Annotated in this window: 23 protein-coding genes and 1 CRISPR repeat array; of the genes, 9 read left to right on the top strand and 14 right to left on the bottom strand. The window is 73.1% G+C overall.

Annotation, left to right across the window (positions count from 1 at the left end):
• The first annotated feature begins 74 nt into the window (after positions 1–74).
• The 6 genes from dacB (at position 75) to folE (ending at position 7452) form a co-directional block, all read left to right on the top strand.
• Positions 75–1499, top strand: coding sequence for a D-alanyl-D-alanine carboxypeptidase/D-alanyl-D-alanine endopeptidase (gene dacB / locus IF27_RS00360; protein ID WP_223290852.1), 1425 nt, complete (start codon positions 75–77; stop codon positions 1497–1499).
• A gap of 54 nt (positions 1500–1553) precedes the next feature.
• The gene (locus IF27_RS00355; protein ID WP_052847180.1) at positions 1554–2669 is read left to right on the top strand and encodes a zinc-dependent metalloprotease; all 1116 of its coding nucleotides are present in this window, start codon (positions 1554–1556) and stop codon (positions 2667–2669) included.
• A 154-nt stretch (positions 2670–2823) separates the two neighbouring features.
• Positions 2824–3990 (top strand): tRNA lysidine(34) synthetase TilS, encoded by a 1167-nt coding sequence (tilS, locus tag IF27_RS00350; protein WP_052847178.1) that lies wholly within the window; start codon positions 2824–2826, stop codon positions 3988–3990.
• A gap of 45 nt (positions 3991–4035) precedes the next feature.
• Positions 4036–4590, top strand: a complete 555-nt coding sequence (gene hpt, locus IF27_RS00345) for a hypoxanthine phosphoribosyltransferase (protein WP_052847176.1) — start codon at positions 4036–4038, stop codon at positions 4588–4590.
• Positions 4591–4712: 122 nt separating this feature from the next.
• Positions 4713–6713, top strand: coding sequence for an ATP-dependent zinc metalloprotease FtsH (gene ftsH / locus IF27_RS00340; RefSeq protein WP_110945488.1), 2001 nt, complete (start codon positions 4713–4715; stop codon positions 6711–6713).
• A 130-nt stretch (positions 6714–6843) separates the two neighbouring features.
• Entirely contained in the window at positions 6844–7452 is a 609-nt protein-coding gene (gene folE / locus IF27_RS00335) for a GTP cyclohydrolase I FolE (RefSeq protein ID WP_052847172.1), read from the top strand.
• On the opposite strand, the gene IF27_RS00330 is transcribed toward folE, so the two are convergent.
• From IF27_RS00330 to IF27_RS00290, 10 genes are all read right to left on the bottom strand, one after another.
• Positions 7436–7792 carry a hypothetical protein gene (locus IF27_RS00330; RefSeq protein WP_052847170.1) on the bottom strand — a complete coding sequence of 119 codons (357 nt, stop codon included), beginning with the start codon at positions 7790–7792 and terminating at the stop codon, positions 7436–7438. The two genes, folE and IF27_RS00330, sit on opposite strands and share 17 nt — an antisense overlap.
• Complete coding sequence (locus tag IF27_RS00325) at positions 7789–8190, bottom strand: hypothetical protein (RefSeq protein WP_052847168.1); 402 nt, start codon at positions 8188–8190, stop codon at positions 7789–7791. The genes IF27_RS00330 and IF27_RS00325 overlap by 4 nt, the downstream gene beginning before the upstream one ends.
• Entirely contained in the window at positions 8187–8342 is a 156-nt protein-coding gene (locus IF27_RS30720; protein WP_190232737.1) for a hypothetical protein, read from the bottom strand. Before IF27_RS30720 ends, IF27_RS00325 begins: the two co-directional genes overlap by 4 nt.
• Positions 8335–8745, bottom strand: a complete 411-nt coding sequence (locus tag IF27_RS00320) for a hypothetical protein (RefSeq protein ID WP_052847166.1) — start codon at positions 8743–8745, stop codon at positions 8335–8337. Before IF27_RS00320 ends, IF27_RS30720 begins: the two co-directional genes overlap by 8 nt.
• A 120-nt stretch (positions 8746–8865) precedes the next feature.
• Positions 8866–10101 carry a helix-turn-helix domain-containing protein gene (locus tag IF27_RS00315; protein WP_052847164.1) on the bottom strand — a complete coding sequence of 412 codons (1236 nt, stop codon included), beginning with the start codon at positions 10099–10101 and terminating at the stop codon, positions 8866–8868.
• A 394-nt stretch (positions 10102–10495) separates the two neighbouring features.
• A CRISPR array of direct repeats spans positions 10496–10792; the repeat unit is 30 nt; unit sequence GTCCTCATCACCCCAAGGTGGGTTCGCAAC.
• A gap of 77 nt (positions 10793–10869) precedes the next feature.
• Positions 10870–12447: a TIGR03086 family metal-binding protein gene (locus IF27_RS00310; RefSeq protein WP_052847162.1), complete on the bottom strand. Its 1578-nt coding sequence runs from the start codon at positions 12445–12447 to the stop codon at positions 10870–10872.
• Positions 12448–12535: 88 nt separating this feature from the next.
• Entirely contained in the window at positions 12536–13315 is a 780-nt protein-coding gene (locus IF27_RS30715) for a hypothetical protein (protein WP_052847159.1), read from the bottom strand.
• A gap of 113 nt (positions 13316–13428) precedes the next feature.
• Positions 13429–14433, bottom strand: coding sequence for an ABC transporter substrate-binding protein (locus tag IF27_RS00300; protein ID WP_052847157.1), 1005 nt, complete (start codon positions 14431–14433; stop codon positions 13429–13431).
• Positions 14430–15167 (bottom strand): ABC transporter permease, encoded by a 738-nt coding sequence (locus IF27_RS00295; RefSeq protein ID WP_052847156.1) that lies wholly within the window; start codon positions 15165–15167, stop codon positions 14430–14432. The genes IF27_RS00300 and IF27_RS00295 overlap by 4 nt, the downstream gene beginning before the upstream one ends.
• 1 nt (position 15168) lies before the next feature.
• Entirely contained in the window at positions 15169–15918 is a 750-nt protein-coding gene (locus IF27_RS00290; protein ID WP_420821964.1) for an ABC transporter permease, read from the bottom strand.
• Positions 15919–15959: 41 nt separating this feature from the next.
• Between IF27_RS00290 and IF27_RS00285 the strand changes: the two genes are divergently transcribed.
• Positions 15960–17132: an ABC transporter ATP-binding protein gene (locus IF27_RS00285; RefSeq protein WP_052847153.1), complete on the top strand. Its 1173-nt coding sequence runs from the start codon at positions 15960–15962 to the stop codon at positions 17130–17132.
• 22 nt (positions 17133–17154) lie between these two features.
• Here IF27_RS00285 and IF27_RS00280 read toward each other — a convergent pair whose 3' ends face one another.
• From IF27_RS00280 to folB, 4 genes are all read right to left on the bottom strand, one after another.
• Positions 17155–20850, bottom strand: a complete 3696-nt coding sequence (locus IF27_RS00280; RefSeq protein ID WP_110945391.1) for an nSTAND1 domain-containing NTPase — start codon at positions 20848–20850, stop codon at positions 17155–17157.
• Between the two features lie 565 nt (positions 20851–21415).
• Entirely contained in the window at positions 21416–21922 is a 507-nt protein-coding gene (locus IF27_RS00275; RefSeq protein WP_052847152.1) for a DUF3180 family protein, read from the bottom strand.
• 92 nt (positions 21923–22014) lie between these two features.
• Complete coding sequence (gene folK, locus IF27_RS00270) at positions 22015–22623, bottom strand: 2-amino-4-hydroxy-6-hydroxymethyldihydropteridine diphosphokinase (protein WP_052847151.1); 609 nt, start codon at positions 22621–22623, stop codon at positions 22015–22017.
• A complete protein-coding gene (folB, locus tag IF27_RS00265) occupies positions 22620–22979 on the bottom strand; it encodes a dihydroneopterin aldolase (protein ID WP_052847847.1) in 360 nt (119 codons plus the stop codon). The genes folK and folB overlap by 4 nt, the downstream gene beginning before the upstream one ends.
• Before the next feature lie 182 nt (positions 22980–23161).
• On the opposite strand from folB, the gene folP reads away from it, so the two are divergent.
• Both folP and IF27_RS00255 read left to right on the top strand, forming a co-directional pair.
• Positions 23162–24052 (top strand): dihydropteroate synthase, encoded by an 891-nt coding sequence (gene folP / locus IF27_RS00260; RefSeq protein WP_110945390.1) that lies wholly within the window; start codon positions 23162–23164, stop codon positions 24050–24052.
• Entirely contained in the window at positions 24049–24579 is a 531-nt protein-coding gene (locus IF27_RS00255; protein ID WP_052847149.1) for a nuclear transport factor 2 family protein, read from the top strand. Before folP ends, IF27_RS00255 begins: the two co-directional genes overlap by 4 nt.
• The last annotated feature ends 8 nt before the right edge of the window (positions 24580–24587 follow it).

The following is a 24587-nucleotide window of genomic DNA, read 5'->3' as shown; positions in this document are numbered from 1 at the left end:
CGATCAATGCGCGCGAGTGGTGGTTAAGTGTCCCTCACGGAGGTGTCTGCTCGCGAAAGGGGCTGGTCCGTACCGTGCGAAGAGCAGCAGAAGTGCTGGAGAGCCTGCGCCGTCACCGTGCGACCTGGCGCATCGTCATCGGTTCGGCCACCGCGGGGCTGGTGCTCGCCGCCGTCGCCGTCGCGCTCACCGGCCCCTGGGACTCGGGACGCCGCGCCGCCGAGCGCGCGCACGCCGCCGAGGCCGACACCCGGCGCGACCCGTCGGGCGCGGACGCCGGAGTCACCGTCCCCGGCGCCGTCTCCGTCCTCGACCCCCTCGACGGCACCGCCCCCGAGTACACCGCGGAGGCCGTCCGCCGCGTCCTCGGCCCCGCGCTCACCGACGGCGCACTCGGCGACGGCACGACCGCCGCCGTCGTGGACCTCACCACGGGCGAGACGCTGTACGCCGACCACGCCACGACCGGCCGCGCGCCCGCCTCCACGGTCAAGATCATCACGGCCGTCACCGCGCTCAACGCCCTCGGCCCCGATCACCGCCTCGCCACCACCGTCCGCTGGGACGAGGACGGCGGACGCGTCTTCCTGGTCGGCGGCGGCGACCCGACCCTCACCGCCGACGACCTCACCGACCTGGCCGAACGCACCGCCGCCGCCCTCGCCGACCGCGGCGCGGGCCGCGTCCGCGTCGCCTACGACACCTCCCTCTACCGGGGCGGCGGCGAGCGGCACCCGATCGGGGTGAACGACAACATCGCCGCCATCACGCCCCTCATGGTCAACGAGGGCCGCACCGACGGCAGCAGCCACGGCCCCGCCCCCCGCGCCGACGACCCGGCCGCCGAGGCCGCCGACGCCTTCGCCGACGCCCTCGCCACGGCGGGCGCCCGCGTCGGCGGCGACCCCGCCGACCGCAAGGCGCCCGACGACGCCGAGGAACTGGCCGTCGTCCGCTCCGCCCCGCTGTCCTCGCTGGTCGAGCGCATGCTCACCGACAGCGACAACGACCTCGCCGAGGCCCTCGGGCGCCACACCGCCCTCGCCGGCGGCGAGCGCGCCGACTTCGAAGGTCTCGGCCGCGCCATGTCCGCCCAGCTCGACGACCTCGGCCTCGCGCACGACGGCGCCCGCCTCGTGGACGCCAGCGGCCTCGACCGCGACGGCCGCCTCACGGCCGAACTCCTCACCCGCGCGCTCGCCACCGCCGCCGACCCCGGCAGGCCGGAACTGCGCAGCGCCCTCACCGGCCTGCCCGTCGCGGGCTTCACCGGCACCCTCGCCAGCCGCTACGGCGACGAAGGGGCCGACGGCTCGGGCGTCGTCCGCGCCAAGACCGGCACGCTGACCGGCGTGAACACCCTGGCAGGGACGGCGGGCACACCGGACGGCCGAGTCCTCGCCTTCGCGTTCCTCGCCGCCGACACCACCGACCCCGACGCGGCCGAGGCGGCGCTCGACCGCGCGGCCGGAGCGCTCGCGGGCTGTGGCTGCGGCTGAACGCCCCGCCGCGCGGCTATCCGCTTTCCGCACCGGCACCGTACCGTTGACGGTATGACGAGTCCCGGCGGTAACGACCTGGTTGACTGGAATCTCGCCGTCGCCACGGCGGCCCGCGTCGCACGGCCCGGCCCCGAGGTCAGCCGGGCCGAGGCCCGCGCCGTCGTCGCCGAGCTGCGCCGCCACGCCGCCGCCTCCGAGCGGCACGTCCGCGCCTTCACCGGGCTCGACTCCGGCGCGGGCGACACGCCCGTCCTGGTCGTGGACCGTCCCGGCTGGTCGCGCGCCAACGTCGCGGGCTTCCGCGCGGTGCTCGCCCCCCTGACCGACCGCATGCGGGAACGCCGCGCCTCCGTCCCCGGCGGCGGCGCCCTCACCGCCGTGGGCAGCAAGGTCACCGGCGTCGAGGTCGGCATGCTGCTCGCGTTCCTCTCCTCGCGGGTCCTCGGCCAGTACGAGACGTTCGCCCCGCCGAGCCCCGACCTCCCGGCGGGCGACGACGCGGCGGGACGGCCCGGCCGCCTGCTCCTCGTCGCCCCGAACATCGTGCAGGTCGAGCGTGAACTCGACGTCTCCCCGCACGACTTCCGGCTCTGGGTCTGCCTCCACGAGGAGACGCACCGGACGCAGTTCACGGCCGTGCCCTGGCTGCGCGACCACCTCCAGGCCGAGATCCAGTCCTTCGTCGCCGAGGCCGACATGGACCCGGCCACCCTCGTCGAGCGCGTCAGGCAGGCCGCCCAGTCCCTCTCCGGCCGCCCGGGCGACGAGGAGGGCAACGGGATCATCGACCTCGTCCAGTCCCCGCGCCAGCGCGAGATCCTGGACCGCGTCACCGCCGTCATGTCGCTGCTCGAAGGGCACGCCGACTTCGTGATGGACGGCGTCGGGCCCGACGTGGTGCCGTCCGTCGGCGAGATCAGGGAGAAGTTCACCCGCCGCCGCAGGAACGGCGCCGGGCGCCTCGACCGCGTCCTGCGCCGCGCCCTCGGCATGGACGCGAAGCTGCGCCAGTACCGCGACGGCGAACGCTTCGTCCGCACCGCCGTGGAGCGCACCGGGATGGACGGCTTCAACCGCGTCTGGACGTCACCCAACACCCTGCCCACGAGCGAGGAGATCACCCACCCGGAGCGCTGGGTCGCGCGCATGAACCCCGGCGACGCGTAACGCAGCTCGCCAAGGTGGCGAAACACCCCCAAAATCACTCGTACGAGGGACCTTCGCCGCATGCCTGGCGTGCGATGCTCAGGTAACAGGGCTTCTCTGTCACCATTTACGCACCCAGCGTGACATCGCTCCCGCAGAAAGAAGTGATTCGGATATGGGTCCCCACCCCGCGGTCGCTGCGATACGCCTGGCGGTCCGCCGCGTTCTGCACGACATTCTCGACCGGGCCGACCGGGCTGTGTCCCCCGCACTCCCCGTCCTCACCGCTCCCCAGGTCCCCGGCGCCCGTGACACTGCCGGGCCCGCCGGTTCCTGCCCGGCCTCCAGAACCCCCCAGGCGCCCCCCGCCCTCCTCCCGCACCTCGCCTCCCAGGCCCCCCTGGGCCCGCTGGTGCTCGTCGCCTGCTCGGGCGGCGCCGACTCCATGGCCCTCGCCTCCGCCCTCGCCTTCGAGGCACCACGCTGCGGCGTACGTGCCGGTGCCGTGACCGTCGATCACGGCCTCCAGGACGGCTCGGCGGAGCGCGCGCGTGAGGTCGCCGACCGGCTCGCCGCCCTCGGGCTCGCCCCGGTGGAGACCGCCACCGTGGACGTCGGCCGTGACGGCGGCCCCGAGGCCGCGGCCCGCAGCGCCCGCTACGCGGCCCTCGACGCGGCGGCCGACCGCCACGGCGCCGCCGCCGTCCTCCTCGGCCACACCCGCGACGACCAGGCCGAGACCGTGCTCCTCGGCCTCGCCCGCGGCTCGGGCACCCGCTCCCTGTCCGGCATGGCGGCCGTCTCGGGCGGCCTGTCGGGCGACCAGGCCGCCGCCGGACGCTACCGGCGGCCGTTCCTCGCCATCGACCGCCAGACCACGCGCAAGGCGTGCCTCGTCCAGTCCATCCCCGTCTGGGACGACCCGCACAACACCGACCCGTCCTTCACCCGCTCCCGCGTGCGCCACGAGGCACTGCCCGTGCTGGAGAAGGCGCTCGGCCGGGGCGTCGTCGAGGCCCTGGCCCGCACCGCCCAGCTCTCCCGCGACGACGCGGACGCCCTCGACGCCTGGGCACGTCAGGCCGAGGCCGCCGCGACACGCCCCGACGGCACCCTCGACATCGCCGCCCTGCACGCCCTGCCGCCCGCCGTGAGGCGCCGTGTCCTGCGCCGCGCGGCCATCGCGGCCGGCGCCCCCGCCGGGTCGCTGTTCGCCCGCCACATCGAGGAGACCGACCGCCTCATCACGGCCTGGCGGGGCCAGCGGCCCCTCAATCTGCCGGGCCGCGTCGAGGCGAGCAGGCAGGGTGGCAGACTGGTGCTCCAGCAGGCCGACCACTAGGCCCGCGTCAAGCCAGCAGCAGGCCAGTAGAGAGCAGTGTCACGGGTGCACGAGACGGACCTGGGAGCCGACCTGGAGTCGGTGCTCATCACCAAGGAAGAGATCGACGCCAGGCTCGGCGAGCTGGCCTCCGTGATCGACGCGGAGTACGCGGGGAAGGACCTCCTGCTGGTGGGGGTCCTCAAGGGCGCGGTGATGGTCATGGCCGACCTCGCCCGCGCCCTGTCCACCCCCGTCACGATGGACTGGATGGCGGTGTCCTCCTACGGGGCGGGCACCCAGTCGTCCGGCGTCGTGCGCATCCTGAAGGACCTCGACACCGACATCAAGGGACGGCACGTCCTCATCGTCGAGGACATCATCGACTCGGGACTGACCCTGTCCTGGCTGCTCTCCAACCTCGGCTCCCGTGAGCCGGCGTCGCTGCGCATCTGCACGCTGCTGCGCAAGCCCGACGCGGCCAAGGTCGCTCTCGACGTGGAATGGGTCGGATTCGACATCCCGAACGAGTTCGTCGTCGGGTACGGACTCGACTACGCGGAGAAGTACCGGAATCTGCCCTTTGTCGGTACGCTCGCGCAGCATGTCTACAGCGGATAGCCGGGAACCCCGGCCGATCCCCTACCGTTGGAGATGACAAGGACACCGCGCGCACAGTAGATCCCGACCGGGGGCTGTGCCTAGATGTGGCAGGAGGGACGGGGCCCCGTCGCCCCGTATGGATAGACGTGAAGCGCTATTTCCGCGGGCCAGTGATGTGGATTGTGCTGGCCGTCCTCGCCGTGATTCTGCTGATGCAGGTGTTCAGCTCTTCCGAGGGCTACAAGAAGGTGGACACCGGCAAGGTGGTCGCCGCCATCAGTCAGAACCATGTCCGGTCAGCAGAGCTGACGACGGGTGACGAGCAGACCATCAGGGTCGAGCTCAAGGACGGCCGCCAGATCGAGGGCAGCAGCCGGGTCCAGGCCAATTACATCGACGGCCAGGGCGAGGACATCGCCCACTCGCTGCAGCAGAAGTTCCAGGACGACCAGATTCCGGACGGGTACACCGTCTCCCCGAAGTCGCAGAACCCCTTCGTCGGGATGCTGCTGTCGATCCTTCCGTTCCTGCTGATCATCATCGTGTTCCTGTTCCTGATGAACCAGATGCAGGGCGGCGGCTCCCGGGTGATGAACTTCGGGAAGTCGAAGGCGAAGCTGATCACGAAGGACACGCCGAAGACCACCTTCGCCGACGTGGCGGGCTCGGACGAGGCCGTGGAGGAGCTCCAGGAGATCAAGGAGTTCCTCCAGGAGCCCGCGAAGTTCCAGGCCGTGGGCGCCAAGATCCCGAAGGGTGTGCTGCTCTACGGCCCGCCCGGTACGGGCAAGACGCTGCTCGCCCGCGCCGTCGCGGGTGAGGCCGGGGTGCCGTTCTACTCCATCTCGGGCTCGGACTTCGTCGAGATGTTCGTCGGTGTCGGCGCCTCCCGTGTCCGTGACCTGTTCGAGCAGGCCAAGGCCAACGCGCCCGCCATCGTCTTCGTGGACGAGATCGACGCGGTCGGCCGTCACCGTGGCGCGGGCATGGGCGGTGGGCACGACGAGCGCGAGCAGACGCTGAACCAGCTCCTCGTGGAGATGGACGGCTTCGACGTCAAGGGCGGCGTGATCCTCATCGCCGCCACCAACCGCCCCGACATCCTCGACCCGGCCCTCCTGCGGCCCGGCCGGTTCGACCGGCAGATCGCGGTGGACCGGCCCGACATGCTGGGCCGTCTTGCGATCCTCAAGGTCCACCAGAAGGGCAAGCCCGTCGCCCCCGACGTGGACCTCGCCGCGGTCGCCCGGCGTACGCCCGGCTTCACCGGCGCGGATCTGAACAACGTGCTCAACGAGGCGGCGCTCCTCGCCGCGCGCGGCGACGCCAAGCTCATCGACAACTCGTTCCTCGACGAGGCCATCGACCGTGTGGTCGCGGGCCCGCAGAAGCGCACCCGGATCATGAGCCAGAAGGAGAAGATGATCACCGCGTACCACGAGGGCGGACACGCCCTGGTCGCGGCGGCCTCTCCCAACAGCGACCCGGTGCACAAGGTGACGATCCTCTCCCGCGGCCGTGCCCTCGGTTACACGATGGTGCTGCCCGACGAGGACAAGTACTCCACCACGCGCAACGAGATGCTCGACCGGCTGGCGTACATGATGGGCGGCCGGGCGGCCGAGGAACTGGTCTTCCACGACCCGACCACGGGCGCGGGTGACGACATCGAGAAGGCCACCTCCACGGCCCGCGCGATGGTCACCCAGTACGGCATGACCGAACGCCTGGGCGCGATCAAGTTCGGCCAGGACAACTCCGAGCCGTTCCTCGGCAAGGAGATGGCCCACCAGCGCGACTACTCCGAGGAGGTCGCCGGGCTGGTGGACGAGGAGGTCAAGAAGCTCATCGAGGGCGCGCACAACGAGGCGTGGGAGATCCTGGTCGAGAACCGGGACGTCCTGGACAACCTCGTGCTCGCCCTGCTGGAGAAGGAGACGCTGAACAAGGAGGATCTGGCCGAGGTCTTCGCGCCGATCGTCCGGCGTCCCCCGCGTCCGGCGTGGACGGGTTCCGCCCGCCGCACGCCGTCCACCCGCCCGCCGGTGACCTTCCCCACGAAGGAGATCAACCTGGCGAACGGCTCTCTGGAGAAGGGCACCGCCCCGGCCTCGGCCGGGGACGACCGCCACGAGGACTGACCTGTACGCAGGGTCACGTCCCGCGGAATGTCTCCCGCGCCCCCCACGTTCTACCGTGGGGGGCGCGGCCATGTCCGGAACCGTGCCGCACACGATGCGCCACCGCGCCACACAAGGAACGAGGAACGTCATGACCGACCCGGTGACCGTCACGGACCCCGGGGGTCCCGCCGGCGAGTTCGACGAGAAGCGTGCCGCCAGCGCCGTGCGTGAGCTGCTCATCGCGGTGGGCGAGGACCCGGACCGTGAGGGCCTGCGCGACACCCCTGCGCGGGTGGCGCGTGCCTACCGGGAGATATTCGCCGGTCTGTGGCAGCGGCCCGAGGACGTGCTCACGACGACGTTCGACCTGGGCCACGACGAGATGGTGCTGGTGAAGGACATCGAGGTGCTGTCCTCGTGCGAGCACCACCTCGTGCCGTTCGTCGGGCAGGCGCACGTCGGGTACATCCCGTCGGCCAACGGCAAGATCACGGGGCTGTCGAAGCTGGCCCGGCTGGTCGATGTCTTCGCGCGCAGGCCGCAGGTGCAGGAGCGGCTGACGACGCAGATCGCGGACTCGCTGATGCGCATCCTGGAGCCGCGCGGCGTGATCGTCGTGGTGGAGTGCGAGCACATGTGCATGACGATGCGGGGCGTGCGCAAGCCGGGCGCGAAGACGACGACGTCGGCCGTGCGCGGGCAGCTGCGCGACCCGGCGACGCGGGCCGAGGCGATGAGCCTCATCCTGGCGCGCTGACGTCGGCCCACAGGCACAGGCTGTCGGGGGTGCGGGCGGTGCCGTAGGTCCAGCTGAGGCGTTCGGCGCCGGGGACGCGGGCGGGCAGCTCGGGGGTTCTGGCGGCTCGCGCGCGGAGCACCTGGGCGTGGACGGCGTCGCCGTGGTGGCGGAGGGCGAGCCACCAGGGGCGTCGGCCGCGTGCGGCGGTGATCAGTGCGTCCACGACGGGCGCGGTGTCGGCCCGTCCCCAGGTTCTGAGCACGTTCCGCGCCCACCGCCGGGCGGCGTCCGTGTCGTCCTGCCCGCCGCCGCCGGGGAAGAGCCGGGCGGCGTGCGGGCGGTCGGGGGCGTCGGTCACCGCTCGTCGTGCGGCACGGCCGCCGTGGCGTCCCACAGGGCGGCGACGGCGGCTTCGGCCGCCTGCCCGGCGGCGCCCCGCGCGCGGTCGTCCGCCGTCCTGGACGCCGCCACCGCGACGGCCGGGAACAGCCGGTCGGCGACGGCGCGCAGCTGCGGTGCCTCGCCCAGGTCGGCGAGGCGGACGACCAGCTCGCGCGGCACGACGTCCGGCCAGTAGCGCATGCCGCCCCAGGAGTCCGAGGGGTGCGCGACCAGCGGCACCAGCCGCTCGGAGACCCGGCAGGCGCGGCAGGCGTGGTACGACCAACCCGGCCCCGACCCCGACGCGACGGCCGCCACCGCGACCAGGTGCGCGATGGCCGTCCCGCAGTAGTCGCAGTGTCGCGGCAGGTTCACGACGCTTCCTCGTCATCCGCCGCCGGCTCGTTCGTCCCGGCCTCGGGGCGCGGTGGAATCGGCCCTTCGAGCCCGGTGATGACGGTGATGTGGGGGTTCTCCTCCCGTACGGGCGCGGGGGTGAGGTGTCGAGGGCTTTCGACCTCAGCCACAACGCCCCCCGAATACCTTTGCCAGTGTGCTGTGGAGGACCTCCGGGTCGGTCAGGCACTGCCCGACCGGCGGCAGGGTGAGCCAGCGGACCTCCCCGTCCCCGACCCACGGTCCGCCGACGCGGTCGGCGGCCGGGACGGCGAGGCAGTAGCCGCGTCCCAGCGCCGTCACTCCCGGAGGCCACCCCCGGTCGTTCGCCGACCCCGGCGGGACCAGCCAATGGAGGACACTGTGTGCCGGGTCCTCGATGACCGGTCCTGACAGGCCGGTCAGGTGGAGGCGGTGCAGTGCGTACAGCCCTTGGAAGGACGGGACGCGCACCGCGTCGAACTCCTCGCCCAACGGCCGGACGCGTACGCGGCCGTCGCGCTGCAATCGGAAGGGTGGGCTGGTGAACGCCATGGTCTGCTCCTCGGGCGAAGGTGAGACCGGTGACGCTACTTATGGTGATCGGAACGTGACAGTCATGGAAGATGATCGCTCCGGGGCGAGGTGAGGCGCTGTGGGGCACGTTCCGTGGCTCTAGAGAACGCCGAGGAGCACGGCGAGTTCGCGGTGGTCCCGGGACATGGCCCGGGAACGCTTGTCGCGTACCTCGCGGAAGACGTCGGCCGCGAGGCGTTGATGCCGCAGCCACTCGGGGGAGGTCCGCGACAGGTCGAGAAGGATCGCCAGCGCCTTGTCGCCCGACCTCCGTGCCGCGTGTGCCTGGGCAACGGTCAGCAGGTGGCGTCGCCCGAACGTCGCGTTCCTCGGCGGTGGCGGCATCTTGGCCGCGAGGGCCAGGGCCCTGCCGGGGTTGTCGGCGGTCATGTGGTTCTCGATCGCCTGGTAGGCGACCGTGCGCCAGTCGAACCGGCCCCACGTCGCCTGACTGACCGCCTGCTGGCCGCCGAGCGCGATACCCGCCGCACGCGCCAGCCGCAGCATCTCCCTGGCCTCGTGCGGCCGGTTGTTGCGCGCCGCCGCCGACGAGCCATGGACCAGCAGCTTGCCCCACGCGCCCAGCGACGCACGCGAGGCCCGCGAAAGTCGGGGCTCGGTCACGTCGGCGGTCGCGACCGACACCGCCTCCGCCTCGTCCAGCCGCCCCTGCCGGATCAGCGACCACCCTTGCTGGTAGACCGCTGCCGCCACACCACCCTGGTCGTCGGCCCTGACGGCGTCCTGCACGGCGTCCCGTAGCGCCATCTGGGCCAGGTCGTAGGCACGGACCTGCACGAGGTAGCGCCCCACCATCTGAAGTACGCAGGCCCGCAGCCGCAGCGCCTCGGTCTGCTCCGCACCGGTGTCGAAGTGGCGGACGGCGAGATGGGCGGACCGTACGAGCGCCGGGAGCTGCTGGGCGACCGTGCCGTAGTCGTCCCGGTAGTACGTGTCCGCGAGCAGGTCCGCCGCCTGCCACATCGCGCGCAGATCGGGTTCGGCCTCCGGATCGTCCGTCAGGCCGAGTGATCCTGTCGCCGTCATCGGCGGGGCGATGACTTGGCGCAGGGCGAGAAGGGCGTGGTTGTCGCTGTCGTCGTCCCGTTGGTCGCGGTGGGGGGCGGAGGTGTCGAGGAGCTGGGAGGTCCGGACGCCGAGGGTTCGTGCCAGGGTGTGATAGGTCTCCAGCCGTGCCGTGCCACCGCGTTCGATCTTCTTCACGACGCCGAGGCTGAGTTCCGCCCGCTCGGCCAACTGCTGCTGGGTGAGGCCGAGACCGAGCCGGAGGGCACGCAGCCGGTTCCCCGGTGGGCTGTCGTCGTTGCTCCGCATGACGGTCACCGTCCCTGCTGGTGGGCAAGCCACTTTCCAGCATAGGGCGGTGACTTCGCTGGCCGGGCGGTGCTCGACACCCCTGTCCGCTCCACGACGCACCGCCGCTCCCGATGGACTTCGCGGCGAGGTGGCGGGTTGAATGGTGGCGGTACGGAGGGTGCGGCGCGATCCGGGAAACCTGGGCGAGCACACCCGTGTGCGTGCGTTGCGCGCCTGCTTCGGTTGCCTGGGCCGACCGAGCCGAACCAGCCCGAGGCAGCCGACCGCCTGACAGAATGGACCGTGCTCCAGCACGCCTCTGACCAGCACCGATGCACTACCGGCGGATCGCTGCACTTTCCGCCTCGCACGAGCCCGCAAAGCACCGGCTCACCTGCGGCTTTACCCTCGGGTCCTCATCACCCCAAGGTGGGTTCGCAACACGGCCTCATGAACGCGCACTGACCTGATGACCACCACGTCCTCATCACCCCAAGGTGGGTTCGCAACGGACGTCCATGGCCAGGGCCAGGTCTCCGATGCTGGTCCTCATCACCCCAAGGTGGGTTCGCAACTTCAGCCGTCCCCACAGGGCGGGCTCGGAGTCGTCGTCCTCATCACCCCAAGGTGGGATCGCAACAGGACGCCCTGACTCAGACGCAACGGGTACAGCGGGCAGGTTCTCATCATCCCGAGGTGGGTTGGCAATGACAGTGCCGGGCGGATCTGTGCTCGTCCCGTCAGGTCCTCGTCATCCCGATGAGCGTGGTCGGGGGTGTTGCTGGGTCAGCTGGCCGGGGTGCGGCCCAGGTAGGCGGCTAGTTTGTCGAGTGGTGTGGCGGTGTCGTGTGCTGGGTGTGGTGCGGCGAAGGATGCGCCGGGAGGGCGGGGTTGGTTGCCGTAGATCTCGTGGACGACGGGGAGTGCCGCCTCGGCGATGTGCTGCGGGACGTCGAAGGGGTGGCCGATGGCCTGGGCCAGGTCCCAGCCGTGCACCAGCATCTCGATCACCAGTTGTTCGACGATCCGCCGCCCCGGGGCCGGGCCGTAGCGTCGTTCCAGCATGCCGGGGCGGGCGAAGGCCCGCCGTGCGGCCCGGGAGGCGGCATCGAAGGCCGCGACGTGGTCGTCGCCCAGGTGGTCGGCGGTGAAGTCGGAGCGTGGGGTTCCCTCGGCGAGACCGGCCCACAGCAGGTTCTCCCAGACCAGATGGTCGAGGAGCGCCCGGACGTCCCAGTCGGCGCAGGGCGTCGGGCGGCCGAACTGGGCCGGGGCCACGGCGAGGACGAGCCCCGCGACCGCGTCCAGGACCTCCCCGCAGACGGGGAGCACACCGGCCGGGCCCCAGGCGTCCCCGCCCTCGTCGTAGATCTCCGCCAGCCGCGCGGCCCGCGCCCCCGGCTCCGGGTGCGCCCGCAGCGCCGCCCGCAGCCACCGTCCCTGCGCCGCCATGCCGGGCCGTACCGGTCGGCCGTTGATGAGGCACAGCAACTGCCAGTACCGCTCGACGTGCGGGTCTGCGGCCACGTCGAGCTGCTGGAGGAGCAGGCGCCTGGCCGCCGCGCCATCGACGCGCGGCACCCCCGGCCGGGCCGGTTGCGTGGGGAGCCAGGCCGCGACGATCGCGGTGACGACGGGGTCCGCCGCCGGTGAGTCCGGTACGACGCCCCGCGCCGTCGCGGCCTCCACGCGGCGCAGCCAGTCGTCCGTCACGCGCTCCGCGTCGCGTACCGCGCCGTCGTCGTGTTCGCCGGGATGGTGCGCGGCGGCGTAGTCGGCCATCCGGCGCAGGCCGTCACGCAGGGCGGGGGTCCGCACCAGCTCGCCCAGTTCGAGCCAGGCGTCCACCTGCTCGTCGGTGGGGTCGGCGGGCAGGTCGGGCGTGGCCGCGAGGAGGCCGCGCCGGTAGGTGGGCACGTCGAGGTCGCCCAGGGCGTCGGTGACGAACTCCTGGATGACGTCCCGGCGTTCTGCGGCGGACATGCGGGCGAGATCGGTCACGGTGGTGAGCCCCTCGGCGGTGGTGTCGCGGCGGATGACGGAGCGCAGGACCGCCTGCTGCGTGCGCAGCGTGCCGATCTGTCGCTCCAGCGCGTCGATGTGCGTCGCGGCCACGTCGGCGAGGCTGTTGCCGCGTTCGAGCACGTCACGGATCGCCGCCAGCCCCAGGCCCAGCCCGCGCAGGGTCCTGGCCAGTCGCAGGCGGGCCAGTGCGTCGGTGCCGTACAGCCGGTAACCGGCGGGGGTCCGGTGTTCCGGGTGGACGAGCCCGAGGTCGGACCAGTGCCTGATCAGCTTGACCGACAGGCCGGTCTTCCGGGCGACCTCCCCGATGCTCCAGAACGTGCCGCCATCGACGTGCATGCGCGTCAGTCTCGGGTCTCCCCCGAAGGGAGAGTCAACGGTTCACCGGCACGCCGACGGGGACCGGTGTTCGGTGGGTGGCCGGGGGTCAGGGCTTGCCCGGGGTGCCGGTCCCGAAGAAGTCGAAGCCGCCGCCCGTGCGCTGGATCGGGGCGGGCTTGCGGGGGGCAGGGGGGAGCTGGCGGCGTTCGCTCTGGTCGGACGCGGGCACGGGCGCGGGCTCGGCCGCGTTCACGGGCTCGGGCTCGGGCTCGGGCGCGGCCTCCGGTTCGGGGCGCGGCTCCTCGCGGGGCGCGGTGCGGGCGAGGCGGATCAGCGCGTCGTGCGCGAGGCGGTACGTGAGCGGGGTGGGCGCGCCGTCCTGCGTACGGTGGTCGGCGGGGGCCGCCGACAGGGCGCGCGCGGGCTGCGACGCCTCAAGGGCCAGCCTGCGGCGGCCTTCCAGCGCGCGGGCGCGCTCGCTCTCGGCGGTGGCGTAGCGGCGCAGCAGGTCGGCGTGCTCGGAGCGCAGCCTGCCCAGCTCGCCGCGCTTGCCGCGGATCTTCTCCTCCAGCGCGGTGACCAGTTCCTGCGACTCCTCCACCTCGGCCTGGCGCTCCTCGGCGCGCCAGCTGAGCCGTGCCTTCTCGGCGCGCTCGCGGGCGAGCCGCCTGGCCCCGTCCGCGTCCCAGCGGCGCAGCAGTGCGGCGCCCGCCACGGCGGCGAACGCGGCGACGGCCACCAGGACGCGCAGCACGAGGGCGTCCCGGTCGGCGGGCGGCCCGCCGACCAGCCATGCGACGGCCGCGCACAGCAGCGCGACGCTGCCGAGCGCGGCCGGGATCAGCACACGGTGCAGCGCCGAGCTGCGGTGACGTCCACGGGCCATGAGGCGAAACTTACCGTGGTCGCGCGAGCCCGGGGGAGTGGCCCCGGAGGGTTGTGCCCTGCTGGTTATCAACGGTCGCGCGGGGCGTTCCCTCCGGGGGTTCAGGGGCTCCGTCAGGCGCCGACGAGACCCTTCTCCTCCAGGTACTCGCGGGCGACCTCCTCGGCCTGGCGGCGCTCGGAGTCCACCTGGCGGTTCAGCTCGATCAGGTCCTCGGTGGTGAGGGTGGCGGTCAGCTCGTCGAGCGCCGCGGCGATCTCCGGGTCGCCCGCGCTCTCGGTGTTGAGGACAGGCAGCAGGTTGTCTGCGAGCTGGAGGTTCTGGTCGTCCTCCAGGAGGACGAGGCCGAAGTCCTCCAGCGTCGCGTCGGTGGTGGTGACGAGCGCGAGCTGGTCCTCGCCGTCCGCCACGGCCTGCTTGGACTGCACGGTGCCGACGCCGCGCGGGTCGATCTCGGTGATGTCGATGCCGTAGACCTCCTCAAGGCCCGGCTCGCAGAAGTAGCGCTCGGGGCACTCGTCGCCCGCCGCCAGCCGGATCGGCAGGCCGGACTCGCCGAGGTCGGTGAGCGTCTGGAGGTCGTTCTCCTCGGCGAACTCCTGGCTGACGGCGAACGCGTTCTGGTCCACCGCCTCGCCCGCGTCCAGCACGGTCAGGCCGCGCGGCTCGGCCAGCTCGCGCAGGGCGGCGACGGTCTCGTCGGCGTCCGAGGTGGCGACCGGCTCGGCGTCGGGGCCGTTGACCTGCGCGTTCAGGAACTCGGCCAGCGTCGCCGCGTACTCGGGGACGATGTCGATGCCGCCGCTCTCCAGCTCGGGCTCGTACAGCTCCCGGCCTTCGACGGTGGCGATGTCCGTGTCGTACCCGGCGTCCGCGAGGACCTGGGCGTACAGCTCGGCCATGATGGTGGCCTCGGTGAAGTTCGCGCCGCCGATGGTCAGCGAGCCGCCGCTCTCACCGCCGCCCTCGCCGGGCTCGGTGCTGCCGCCGCTTCCGCCGCTGCCTTCCTCCTCCAGGCTGTCGCCGCCTCCGCAGGCGCCGAGCGTCAGGGACAGCGCGGCGATGCCGCCGACGGTGAGCAGCGCGGTGCGATGACGGCGCTTGGATGTCGAGGTCACGAAATTCTCCGTCCAACAGGTTCTGACTGGGTGGTTCTTGACGCGCGGCGCCGGGGCGTCGCGCGGCGGGGGGTCGGGTCGAGGAGGCGCTGTGCGAGGACGAGCAGCCCCTCGATGGCGAGGGCGAGCAGGGCGACGAGCAGGGCGCCCGCCACGACCTGGCCCGTGCGGTAGGTGGCGAAGCCCGCGGTGATGATGCGGCCGAGGCCGCCGCCGCCCGGCAGCGCGGCGAGCGTCGCCGTGGCCACGATCTGCACGGCGGCGGTGCGCACGCCGGTCATGATCAGCGGGAACGCCAGCGGTACCTCGACGCGGCCGAGCAGCTGCGTCCTGGACATGCCCATGCCGCGCGCGGCCTGGACGACGTCGCGGTCGGCCGTGGAGATGCCGACGTACGCGTTGGTCAGCAGGGGCGGCACGGCGAAGAGGACGAGCGCGATGATCGTGGGCAGTTCGCCGTGGCGGCCGAGGGGGCCGAGGGTGAGGAGGACGAGCACGGCGAAGGTGGGGACGGCGCGGCCCGCGTTCGAGATGTTGATGGCCAGGGCGCCGCCGAAGCGCCGTCCGCCGTTGTGGCCGAGCCACAGGGCGAGGGGCAGGGCTATGGCGCAGGAGATCAGCAGGCACAGGCCGGTGAGCTGGAGATGTTCGTTCAGCCGGTGCCAGATACCGGCGGGTCCTGACCAGTTGGACCCGTCGCCGAGCCAGTCCCAGGCTTCTTCGACACTTCCCATGTCACACCGTCCCGGAGATCTTCGTCAGCGTGTCCTGCTGCGGTACGGCGGCCCGCCGTCGCCACCGCCGTCGTCCGCCCGCGCGGGCCCAGGGGGTCAGCAGGCGCTGGGCGAGGAGCAGCAGCAGGTCGGAGGCCACGGCGAGCACGACGCACAGGACGGACGCGGTGAGGACCTGGGCCTTGAAGTAGCTGTCCATGCCGGAGTAGATGAGGTTGCCCAGCCCGCCGTAGCCGACGATGGCGCCGACCGTGGTGAGCGAGACGGCCGAGACCGTGGCGATCCTGACGCCCGCCATGAGGGCGGGCAGGGCGAGCGGCAACTCGACGGTGAGCAGGAGCCGCAACCGCCCGTAGCCGAGCCCGCGGGCCGCCTCGCGGGCCTCGTCGGGTACCGCGCGCAAACCTTCCAAGGTGTTGCGAACGAGAACCGTGAGGGAGTAGAGGACCAGTCCGCAGACCACCACCGACATGGAGATGCCGAACACCGGCAGCAGCAGCGCGTACATCGCCAGGGTCGGCACGGTGTAGAGGACGGTCGTCGCGCCCAGGATGCCCCCGGCGGCCAGCCGCCAGCGCCGCGCGAGCAGCGCCAGGGGCAGGGCGACGACGAGGGCGATGCCGATCGCGGTCGCCGTGATGACGATGTGCTCCACCGTGGCATCGGTGAGCTCGTCGGCGCGGTCGCGGACGTACTCCCCGCAGATCCACTCGTTCGCCTGTAGGCAGCTCACGCTGCTCACCGCACTCATGTACAGCGACCCTAGTCGTTAAACCTGACAGAATGATGAACATGTTGCGGTTCGAGAATGTCACCAAGCGTTATCAGGACGGCACGGTTGCCGTCGATGACCTGAACCTGGAGGTGGCCGAGGGTGAGATCGTGACCCTCGTCGGACCCTCCGGTTGTGGGAAGACCACCACGATGCGGATGGTCAACCGGCTGGAGGAACCCACCTCGGGCCGCATCCTGTTCGACGGCCAGGACGTCGCGGAACAGGACCCCGTCAAGCTGCGCCGCCGCATCGGCTACGTCATCCAGCAGGTCGGCCTCTTCCCCCATCGCACGATCCTCGACAACACGGCCACCGTCCCCGTGCTGCTCGGCGAGCGCCGCGCGACCGCTCGCCGCCGCGCCGCCGAACTGCTCGAACTGGTGGGTCTCGACCCCGCCGTCCACGGCGACCGGTACCCGGACCAGCTCTCCGGCGGCCAGCGACAGCGCGTCGGCGTCGCCCGCGCCTTGGCCGCCGACCCGCCCGTCCTGCTGATGGACGAGCCCTTCGGCGCCGTTGACCCGGTGGTGCGCGAACGGTTGCAGAACGAATTCCTCCGGCTCCAGGCCGAGGTGCGCAAGACGGTCCTGTTCGTCACGCACGACATCGAGGAGGCCGTCAGGCTCGGCGACCGGATGGCCGTCTACGGGCAGGGCCGCATCGAGCAGTTCGACTCACCGGCCGCCGTGCTCGGCGCCCCCGCCAACGACTACGTCGCCTCGTTCGTCGGCAGCGACCGCGGCCTGAAGCGGCTGTCGGTCACCCCGGTCGAGCGCGGCGACCTCGAACAGCCGCCGGTCGTCCACCTCGCCGACCCGATGAGCGCCGCCGCGGCCGGGATGCGCGACTCCGGCGCGCGCTGGGCCGTCGTGCTCGACGGCGACGACACGCTGCACGGCTGGGTGCCGATACCCGACGCCGGTACGGCCGCCGAGGGGCCGGTCTCCGCGCACGCCCGCCGGATGGAGGCGTGGCTGCCGCTGGGCGCGTCGCTGAAGAAGGCGTTCAGCACGATGCTCCAGTACGACGCGGGTTGGATCGCCGTCCTCGACCCGGCGGACAACGACCGCTTCCTCGGCGTCCTCACCCCCGCCGGACTGCACGAGGCGCTGCGCCGCTCCATCGACGCGGACGCCAACGCGATCGAGCGCGCCGACGTCGAGCTGGAGACCGTCACGGCCGTCGGCTGACGGCGGCTCCCCCCTGCCCGCGTCAGCGCGGGCAGGGGGAGTCGTCCTCCCGCTCCGTGGCATGCGGCATGCCGCCATCGCGGGGGGCGGGCCCGCGCTGCGCGTCGCAGATCGTCTCCACGGCCTCGGCCGGGTCGGGGAGGCTGACGTCCCACAGGAGTGTCCTGCCCCTTTCCGTCCCCGCGGCCACCGTGCCGCCGTCAGGGCTGAACGCGACGGCCCGCACCGCGTCGATTCCGGCCGTGAGGGTCTGGCGTGCCTGACCGGTCCAGACGTCCCACAGCCGCACCGTCCCGTCCAAACCGCCCGTCGCGAGCGTGTCGCCCCTGGGGCTGAAGGACATCGACCGGATGTCGTCCGCGTGGCCGGTCGCCCGGAGGTCGGGCTCCTGGGTCGCGACGTCCCACAACCGCACGGTACGGTCCGCGCCCCCTGTGGCGAGCATGCGCCCGTCCGGTGCGAACGCGAGAGCATCCACCGTGCCGGTGTGGTCGGTGAGCGTTCCGATGATCTCGCCGGTCCCCGTGTCCCACAGCCGGACGATGCCCGCCTCGTCGCCGGTCGCGAGCGTGCTCCCGTCCTCGCTGAAGACGAGCGCGGTCACGGGGTCGGTGCCGCCGTCCAGCACCGCGGAGACCTCGCCGGTGGCCGTCTCCCACAGGTGCACCGATCCGTCGTGCCCGCCTGCGGCGAGCACACGGGCGCCGTCGCCGAAGGCGGCCGATCGGTACGGGTCGGACCGGGACTCTTCCTCCGGGCCACGCGGCGGGGTGTCCTCGTGCGAGAGGACGGGGCCGCGGTCGCCGGTCGTGACGTCATGCAGCTGGATCCCCCTCCAGCCGTTGACGGCGAGGAACCGGGGGCCGTCCGCGCCGAAGCCCACCGTCGCCACATACGTTCTGTCCTCGGTCGTGACGGTCTCGGCCCGTCCGGAAGACAGCTCCCACAGCCGCGCCGTCTCGTCGTGACCGGCCGTGACCAGGGACCGTCCGTCCGGGGAGTACGCGACGGTGGAGACAGGCCCGGCGTGCTCGTCGAGCGTCCGGCCGACCTGCCCCACCGTCGTGTCCCACAGCCGTGTCGTCCCGTCCAGGCTCCCGGTCGCCAGGGTGGCGCTGTCGGGGCTGAACGCGACGGACAGGATCTCCTCCGTGTGCCCGCTCAACGTCTGGCCGAGCCGGCCCGCCGCCATGTCCCACAGCCGGACGGTGCCGTCGGCGCTCCCCATGGCGAGTGTGCCGCCGTCCGGGCTGAAAGCCATCGATGTCACGGGTTCCGAGCCCACGAGCGGTGTGCCCACGGGGCGCCCGGTCGCCGTGTCGAGCAGCACGACGCTGCCTTCCGAACTGCTCGTGGCCACGGTGGCCGCGCCGGGGCCGACCGCGAGCGCCAACGCGTCGCCTGACTCCCCGAAGGGCGTCCCGAGGCGGCTCCCGGTCGCCGTGTCCCACAGCGTTATGGATCCCTCGCTGTCGGCGGTCGCCACGGTGCGGTCGTCGGGGGCGAACGCCATGCTTCTCACCGATGACGCCACGGTGAGGGTGACACGTACCTCTCCCGTGCGCGCGTCGCGCAGGAAGACCTCGAACCTGGCGCTGCCTCCGGAGGCCAGAAGGGTGCCGCCCGGACTGAACTGGAGCCGCTCATGGTCGAGGAGGTCCTCCTCGGCGAGCAGGACGGCGTCCCCTGTCGTCGTGTCCCAGACCCTGACCCCCGGGTCCGGCAGCGAGGTGGCGACCGACGCGCCGTCGGGACTCACGGCGACGGTCCGGGCCGAGTTCACGGCGGGAACGACGACGGAGCTGTGCAGCTCCCCCGTCACCGTGCTCCACCGACCGACCGTGCCCTCGTTGCCGACGGAGACGAGGCTCTCGCCGTCGGGGGAGAAGGCCACCTGCGTCACGGCCCTGTCCTCCCCGTCGAGGACGTGTCGCAGCGGCAGCGCGGCGGCCAGGTAGAGGCTGGTCACCGCCTCGGCGGTGGGGCTCGTCCGGTACGCCCTGATGGCGAGGAGGGACGCCAGGTCCGGGTCGGTGGCCAGCAGCGCCTTCGACTGCGCGGCGTACTGGCGGGAGGTCGCCGCCTTCTGCGCGGTGTCGGCCTGCCGTTGCTGCCAGACGGCGGCGCCGGTGGCGACGAGGGCGAGCGCGAGGAGCCCGGCCAGGGTGGCGGTGAGGGCACGCAGGCGGCGCGTGGTCCGCGCGGCGCGCCGCCGCTCGTCGTCGCGCAGCGCCAGGCCCGCGGTGAGGAACTCCCGCTCGGTGGCGGTGAGGCCGTCGTGGAGCTCCGGCGGGAGGCATTCCTCGGCGGTGGCGAGGCGCGTGCCGCGGTAGAGGGCTCCCGGGTCGCGGTCGAGGGCGTCCCACGCCTGCGCGTCCTCGGTGAGGCGGCGGTGCACGCGCAGGCGTTCCCGGTCGGTCTCGACCCACGAGTGCAGGCGGGGCCAGGCGGTGAGGAGCGCCTCGTGGGCCAGCTCGACCACGCCGTCGTCCAGGGTGATCAGCCGTGCCCGCGCGAGGTGTTCGACGACCGCTCCCGCCTCGCCGCCCGCCCCGGATTCGAGCTCGTCACGATGCGCGGGGCGCCGCGTGTCGGGGGTGCCGTCGCCCGGGGCGATCAGCCGCAGCAGGATCCGCCGGGCGAGCGCCGCCTGCCCGTCGCCGAGCGCGCTCCAGGTGGCCTCGGCCGTACGGGAGAGGGCGCCGCGCACGCCACCGGCCGCCTCGTACCCGGCCAGGGTGAGCGTCCGGCCCTTGCGGCGCCGCCAGGTCTCCAGCAGCGCGTGGGACATCAGCGGCAACCCGCCGGGCTGCTCCCGCACGTCCTCCAGCACGCGCGCGGTGAGCGGGCGCTCCACGACGAGCCCCGCGACCCGCGCGGGGCCGACGACGGCCTGGCGTAACTGGTCGCCGGTCATGGGGCCGACCAGGAGGCTGGCGGCGTTCAGCGCGTCCGCCAGGCCGGGGTGCTCGGCGCAGCGGGGGTAGAAGTCGGCGCGGACGGCGACGACGACGCGCAGCCCGCCGTCCTCCTCACGGACGGCCAGGAGCCGGTCGATGAACGCGGCGCGCTCGGCGGGGTCGCGGCAGAGGGTGAAGAGTTCCTCGAACTGGTCCACCACGACGACGGTGTCCCCCCGGCCCGGCGCTGGGGTCAGGACCTTGGCGGCGGTCCGCGCGGGGTGCGGGCCCGGCGTGCAGATACGGAGGGCCGCGGGCCGCTCGTACGGTGCGGGCGGGCTCTGGAGCGCGGGGAGGAGACCGGCCCGCAGCAGGGAGGACTTCCCGCTGCCCGACGGGCCGAACACGGCCGTGAACCGGTGCGCCCGCACCAGGCCCACCAGATCGGCGGCCAGTTCCTCCCGGCCGAAGAACCGCCCGCTGTCGCCCGGTTCGAACCGCGACAGCCCCTGGTACGGCGCCACGTCCTCGTCGTCGCCGACCGGCTCCGCGGTGACCTCCTCGGCCGCGCGGCGCCAGCGTTCCTCCCACGCCGCCGTGTCCCCGCCGCACGCCTCCACGTACGCCAGAGCCACGGGCAGCGAGGGCAGTTGCTCGCCCCCGGCCGCGCGCGACAGCGTGGGCACGGTGTAGGGCGTGCCCCGCGCCATCGCCCGGTACGTGATCCCCCCGGCCTCCCGGCGCAGCGCGCGTAACTGGGCGGCGAACCGCGGAACCGGCCCGTCCCCCGTCGGCAGCGGGTTCTCCTGACGTCCCACGCTCAGCTCCCCTCCCCCTCGGCCCTGCCCCCCGGGCCGGACTCTCCGTGACGGTATCGGGGCGCTTCCCGGCCCCGCAACGGTGTGGAGGTTCCGGGACGACGCCGTCGCGAAGAGCTGTGACCTGCGGCTTCGTGTTTTGTTGCGGAGGGCGGAAGAGGGCTGCGCAACAAGAAGGCGGCCTTGCAGAATCGATCACGTCCCTTGCCGGACCGGCACGCTGTCGCACAGGGCGGCGAGGTCGGCCGGAAGGAGGGAGGGACGACCGCCTCGGTGAGCGCGGGACGGCGTGGGGCACACCTGTGGGTGTCCCCGCCCGACCGCGGTCACCGAGGCACGCGGCGACAGCCGCGGGACGGAGTTCACCGAAGGACCACTCGGCTTCCGGCGGGGCTTCCGGCCCGGTGCGCCCGCATGCACCTGCGTGCGCACCGGGACGGAGGTCCGGGTCCGCCGGAAGTGCCCGAGGGGGGGAAGCGATGGTCGGCCACCGGCGCCGGTGGCCGACCACCGCGAGGACGTCGCGGCGCCCGCTCACCACACCGGGAGCGGGGTCGGCCGGAGGCTAGACGGGATGACGCAGCGGGCCGCCGCGTCCGCCGTCCTCGTCGTCGTCCCCGTCCGGCAGGCGGCAGACGCGCTCCAGCAGCAGCGCCGCCGCGATGACGGCGACCGCCGCGACCACGGCCAACCCCGCGTAAAGGGCCTGGTCGCGGCGGTTCGCCACGTCCAGCCGGTACAGGACGAGGTACAGCCCGAGCCCCCCGTACGCGCCGCCCATCAGGGCGGACACCAGCGCGCTCGCCTGCCCGAAGACGACGGCGCGCGCCGCCATCATGCGGTCCACGGGCCGCGCGTCCGGCCGCCGTTCGCGCTGCGCGCGCAGCCTGCCGCGCAGCGAGAGGGCGGTCGCGAGCAGCACGGCCGCGATGAGCGCGAGGATGACCGGGGCGAGCAGGGGGACGGCGGGGAGCGTGTTGTCCAGCGACTCCCACAGCCCTGAGGCCGCCCAGCACAGCGCGAGGGCACCGGCGAACAGCGCGGCCAGCGTCCTGATCCGCAGTTGGTTCACAGCGATGGAGTCCGTCGTGGTCGGGGGCGGGGGTCGAGGGGAGAGACGAGCGGCGGGGGCGTTCCGTTCCGCCGGGCGCCTCCCCGCCGGGGTCAGTCCGGGAGGACGAGCGTCAGGTCGGGCCGGGGCGTCACGCCCCGCTCCGTGATCCCGTCGAGGAGCGACGCGACCTCGCCGTGGCCCGGCACCTCGGCGTCGGGATCGACGTCGTGCCAGGGTACGAGGACGAACGCCCGCTCGTGCACCCGGGGATGGGGCAGCGTGAGGGCGGGATCGGCCGAGGTGACGCCCTGGTAGCTGATGATGTCCACGTCCAGGGTGCGTGGCCCCCAGCGGGTGTCGCGCACGCGCCGGTACGCCTCCTCGATCGCCTGCGCGCGCTCCAGCAGGGAGGCGGGCGGCAGCGTGGTCTTCAGGAGCACCACGGCGTTGAAGTACGTCGGCTGGCTGCCGGGATCGACGCCCCACGGCTCCGTCTCGTAGACGGGCGACACGGCTTTCACCCGCACCCCTGGAGTGTCCTCCAGCGCGTCGATGGCGCCCTGGAGGGTGTCGAGGCGATTGCCCAGGTTGCTGCCGAGCGAGAGCACGGCGCGGTGCGGGTTGTGGAGCGTGGAGTCCGCGGCGTCCACCTGACGGACGACGGACGCGGGCACCGGCTGGACGGTCGGGTCGGGGGAGGAGGCGTGCGAGGGTGTCATGTTCGGCTCCGCTTGATGGTGATGGTCACGTCGTCGAAGGGAACGGTGATCGGCGCCTGGGGCTTGTGCACCGTGACCTCTGCCTCCTGTACGGCCTCCGGCGCGAGGCACCGGTCGGCGATGCGCTGGGCCAGCGTCTCGATCAGGTCGCACGGCTCACCGGTGACGACCGCGACGACCTGTTCCGCGACCTCCCCGTAGTCCACCGTGCGCGCGAGATCGTCGGCGTCGGCGGCGGGCCGGGTGTCGAGGCCGAGGACGACATCGACGACGAACGTCTGTCCTTCCTCACGTTCCCTCGGGAGCACCCCGTGGAATCCTCTGCCGCTCAGTCCGCGCAGGGCTATACGGTCCACGGCGCTCACTCCCTCTCCGCAGTCGTGCGCTGATGTCGTGCCGTCCTCCAGGTCAGGCGCGGGCGGCGTGGTAATCGAATCTACCTGCGAAGGGCCGACACCTTCGGTCAGCGCCGCACGGCCGCCGGATGTTCCCGTCGGCGCGGCGGCGGGGCCGCCGTACCTGCCCCTACCCTGGTGCCATGAGCATCGCGCACGGCCAGGTGACAGGACTCCCCGGGTGGGACCGCTGCGCGGTGATGGGGGTGGTCAACGTCACCCCCGACTCCTTCTCGGACGGCGGGCGCTGGTTCGACACCGGGCAGGCCGTCAAGCGCGGGCTCGACCTGATCGCGCAGGGCGCCGACCTCATCGACGTCGGCGGGGAATCGACCCGTCCGGGTGCCAGCCGGGTGGACGAGGCCGAGGAACTGCGCCGCGTCCTGCCGGTGGTGGAGGCCCTGGCCGCCGAGGGGGTGCCGGTGAGCGTGGACACGATGCGCGCCTCGGTGGCCGGACGCGCCGTCGCCGCCGGGGCGGCGCTCGTCAACGACGTCAGCGGCGGCAGGGCCGATCCCGCGATGATCCCGGTGGTGGCCGAGGCGGGCGTGCCGTTCGTCGTCATGCACTGGCGCGGCCAGAGCATCGACATGAACGACCGCGCACGGTACGGCGACGTCGTCGCCGAGGTGCTGGACGAGCTGCGCCGCGCGCTGGACGCCGCCGAGGCGGGCGGCATCGCCGCCGACCGGCTGATCGCCGACCCCGGTCTCGGCTTCGCCAAGACGGCGGAGCACGACCTCGCGCTGCTGGCCGCGACGCCGCGCCTGCGCGCCGCGCTCGGCCGCCCGCTGCTGGTCGCCGCCTCCCGCAAACGGTTCCTCGGCCGTGTGCTGGCCGGGCCTGGCGGCACGCCGCCGCGTGCCAGGGAACGGGACGCCGCCACCGCAGCCGTCAGCGCGCTCGCCGCGGCGGCGGGCGCCTGGGCGGTGCGGGTGCACGAGGTGCGGGCCAGCGCCGACGCCGTGCGCGTCGCCGGTGCGGTCGCGGCGGCGGGGGAGCGGGCAGGGGAACCCACGGGGGAGGCCGGATGAGCGGCGGCGGCGCGGACACCGACGTCGAGGCGGTCACGGCCGCCAACACGGCCCTGTACGAGGCGCTGGAGAGCGCCGACCTCGACGCGATGGGCGCCCGCTGGCTCGACCACGAGGGCATCAGCGTCGTCCACCCGGGCTGGCCGGTGATCAGCGGGCGCGGCGAGGTGCTGCGCAGCTACGCCCTCATCATGGCCAACACCGAGTACATCCAGTTCTTCCTGACGGACGTCGAGGTGTCCGTCATCGCCGACACGGCGCTCGTCACCTGTACCGAGAACATCCTCAGCGGCGGCCCCGCGGAGGAGGACGGTTCGGCCGGGCCGCTGGTCGGCGGCCTGGTCGTGGCGACCAACGTCTTCCGCCGCGCCCCCGACGGCGGCTGGCGCCTGTGGAGCCACCACGGCTCGCCGGTGCTGATCGACGGCGACGGCGAGGACGGGGACGAGGGTCCTGGCGGCACGAGGCAGGGCGGCGGCGCGGACGACGACGAGGACGACGGCCTCGGCCCGACCCGGTTCGCCTGACGGCCGCA

The organism is Streptomyces avicenniae (assembly GCF_000719135.1).
Taxonomy (GTDB): Bacteria; Actinomycetota; Actinomycetes; order Streptomycetales; family Streptomycetaceae; genus Streptomyces; species Streptomyces avicenniae.
The sequence above is the reverse complement of the archived record's forward strand: the minus strand, read 5'-3'. Positions and strand labels throughout refer to the sequence as shown.

Bases quoted from the DNA above. Each gene is read 5' to 3' on its own strand.
- IF27_RS00310 (WP_052847162.1), bottom strand. From the start codon at position 12,447: ATGCACGTCGATGGCGGCACGTTCTGGAGCATCGGGGAGGTCGCCCGG.
- folK (WP_052847151.1), bottom strand. From the start codon at position 22,623: ATGACACCCTCGCACGCCTCCTCCCCCGACCCGACCGTCCAGCCGGTG.
- IF27_RS00320 (WP_052847166.1), bottom strand. From the start codon at position 8,745: ATGGCGTTCACCAGCCCACCCTTCCGATTGCAGCGCGACGGCCGCGTA.
- IF27_RS00285 (WP_052847153.1), top strand. From the start codon at position 15,960: ATGTTGCGGTTCGAGAATGTCACCAAGCGTTATCAGGACGGCACGGTT.
- IF27_RS00290 (WP_420821964.1), bottom strand. From the start codon at position 15,918: ATGAGTGCGGTGAGCAGCGTGAGCTGCCTACAGGCGAACGAGTGGATC.
- IF27_RS30715 (WP_052847159.1), bottom strand. From the start codon at position 13,315: ATGGCCCGTGGACGTCACCGCAGCTCGGCGCTGCACCGTGTGCTGATC.
- IF27_RS00295 (WP_052847156.1), bottom strand. From the start codon at position 15,167: ATGGGAAGTGTCGAAGAAGCCTGGGACTGGCTCGGCGACGGGTCCAAC.
- IF27_RS00255 (WP_052847149.1), top strand. From the start codon at position 24,049: ATGAGCGGCGGCGGCGCGGACACCGACGTCGAGGCGGTCACGGCCGCC.
- folP (WP_110945390.1), top strand. From the start codon at position 23,162: ATGAGCATCGCGCACGGCCAGGTGACAGGACTCCCCGGGTGGGACCGC.
- IF27_RS00315 (WP_052847164.1), bottom strand. From the start codon at position 10,101: ATGCGGAGCAACGACGACAGCCCACCGGGGAACCGGCTGCGTGCCCTC.
- folE (WP_052847172.1), top strand. From the start codon at position 6,844: ATGACCGACCCGGTGACCGTCACGGACCCCGGGGGTCCCGCCGGCGAG.
- IF27_RS00355 (WP_052847180.1), top strand. From the start codon at position 1,554: ATGACGAGTCCCGGCGGTAACGACCTGGTTGACTGGAATCTCGCCGTC.
- tilS (WP_052847178.1), top strand. From the start codon at position 2,824: ATGGGTCCCCACCCCGCGGTCGCTGCGATACGCCTGGCGGTCCGCCGC.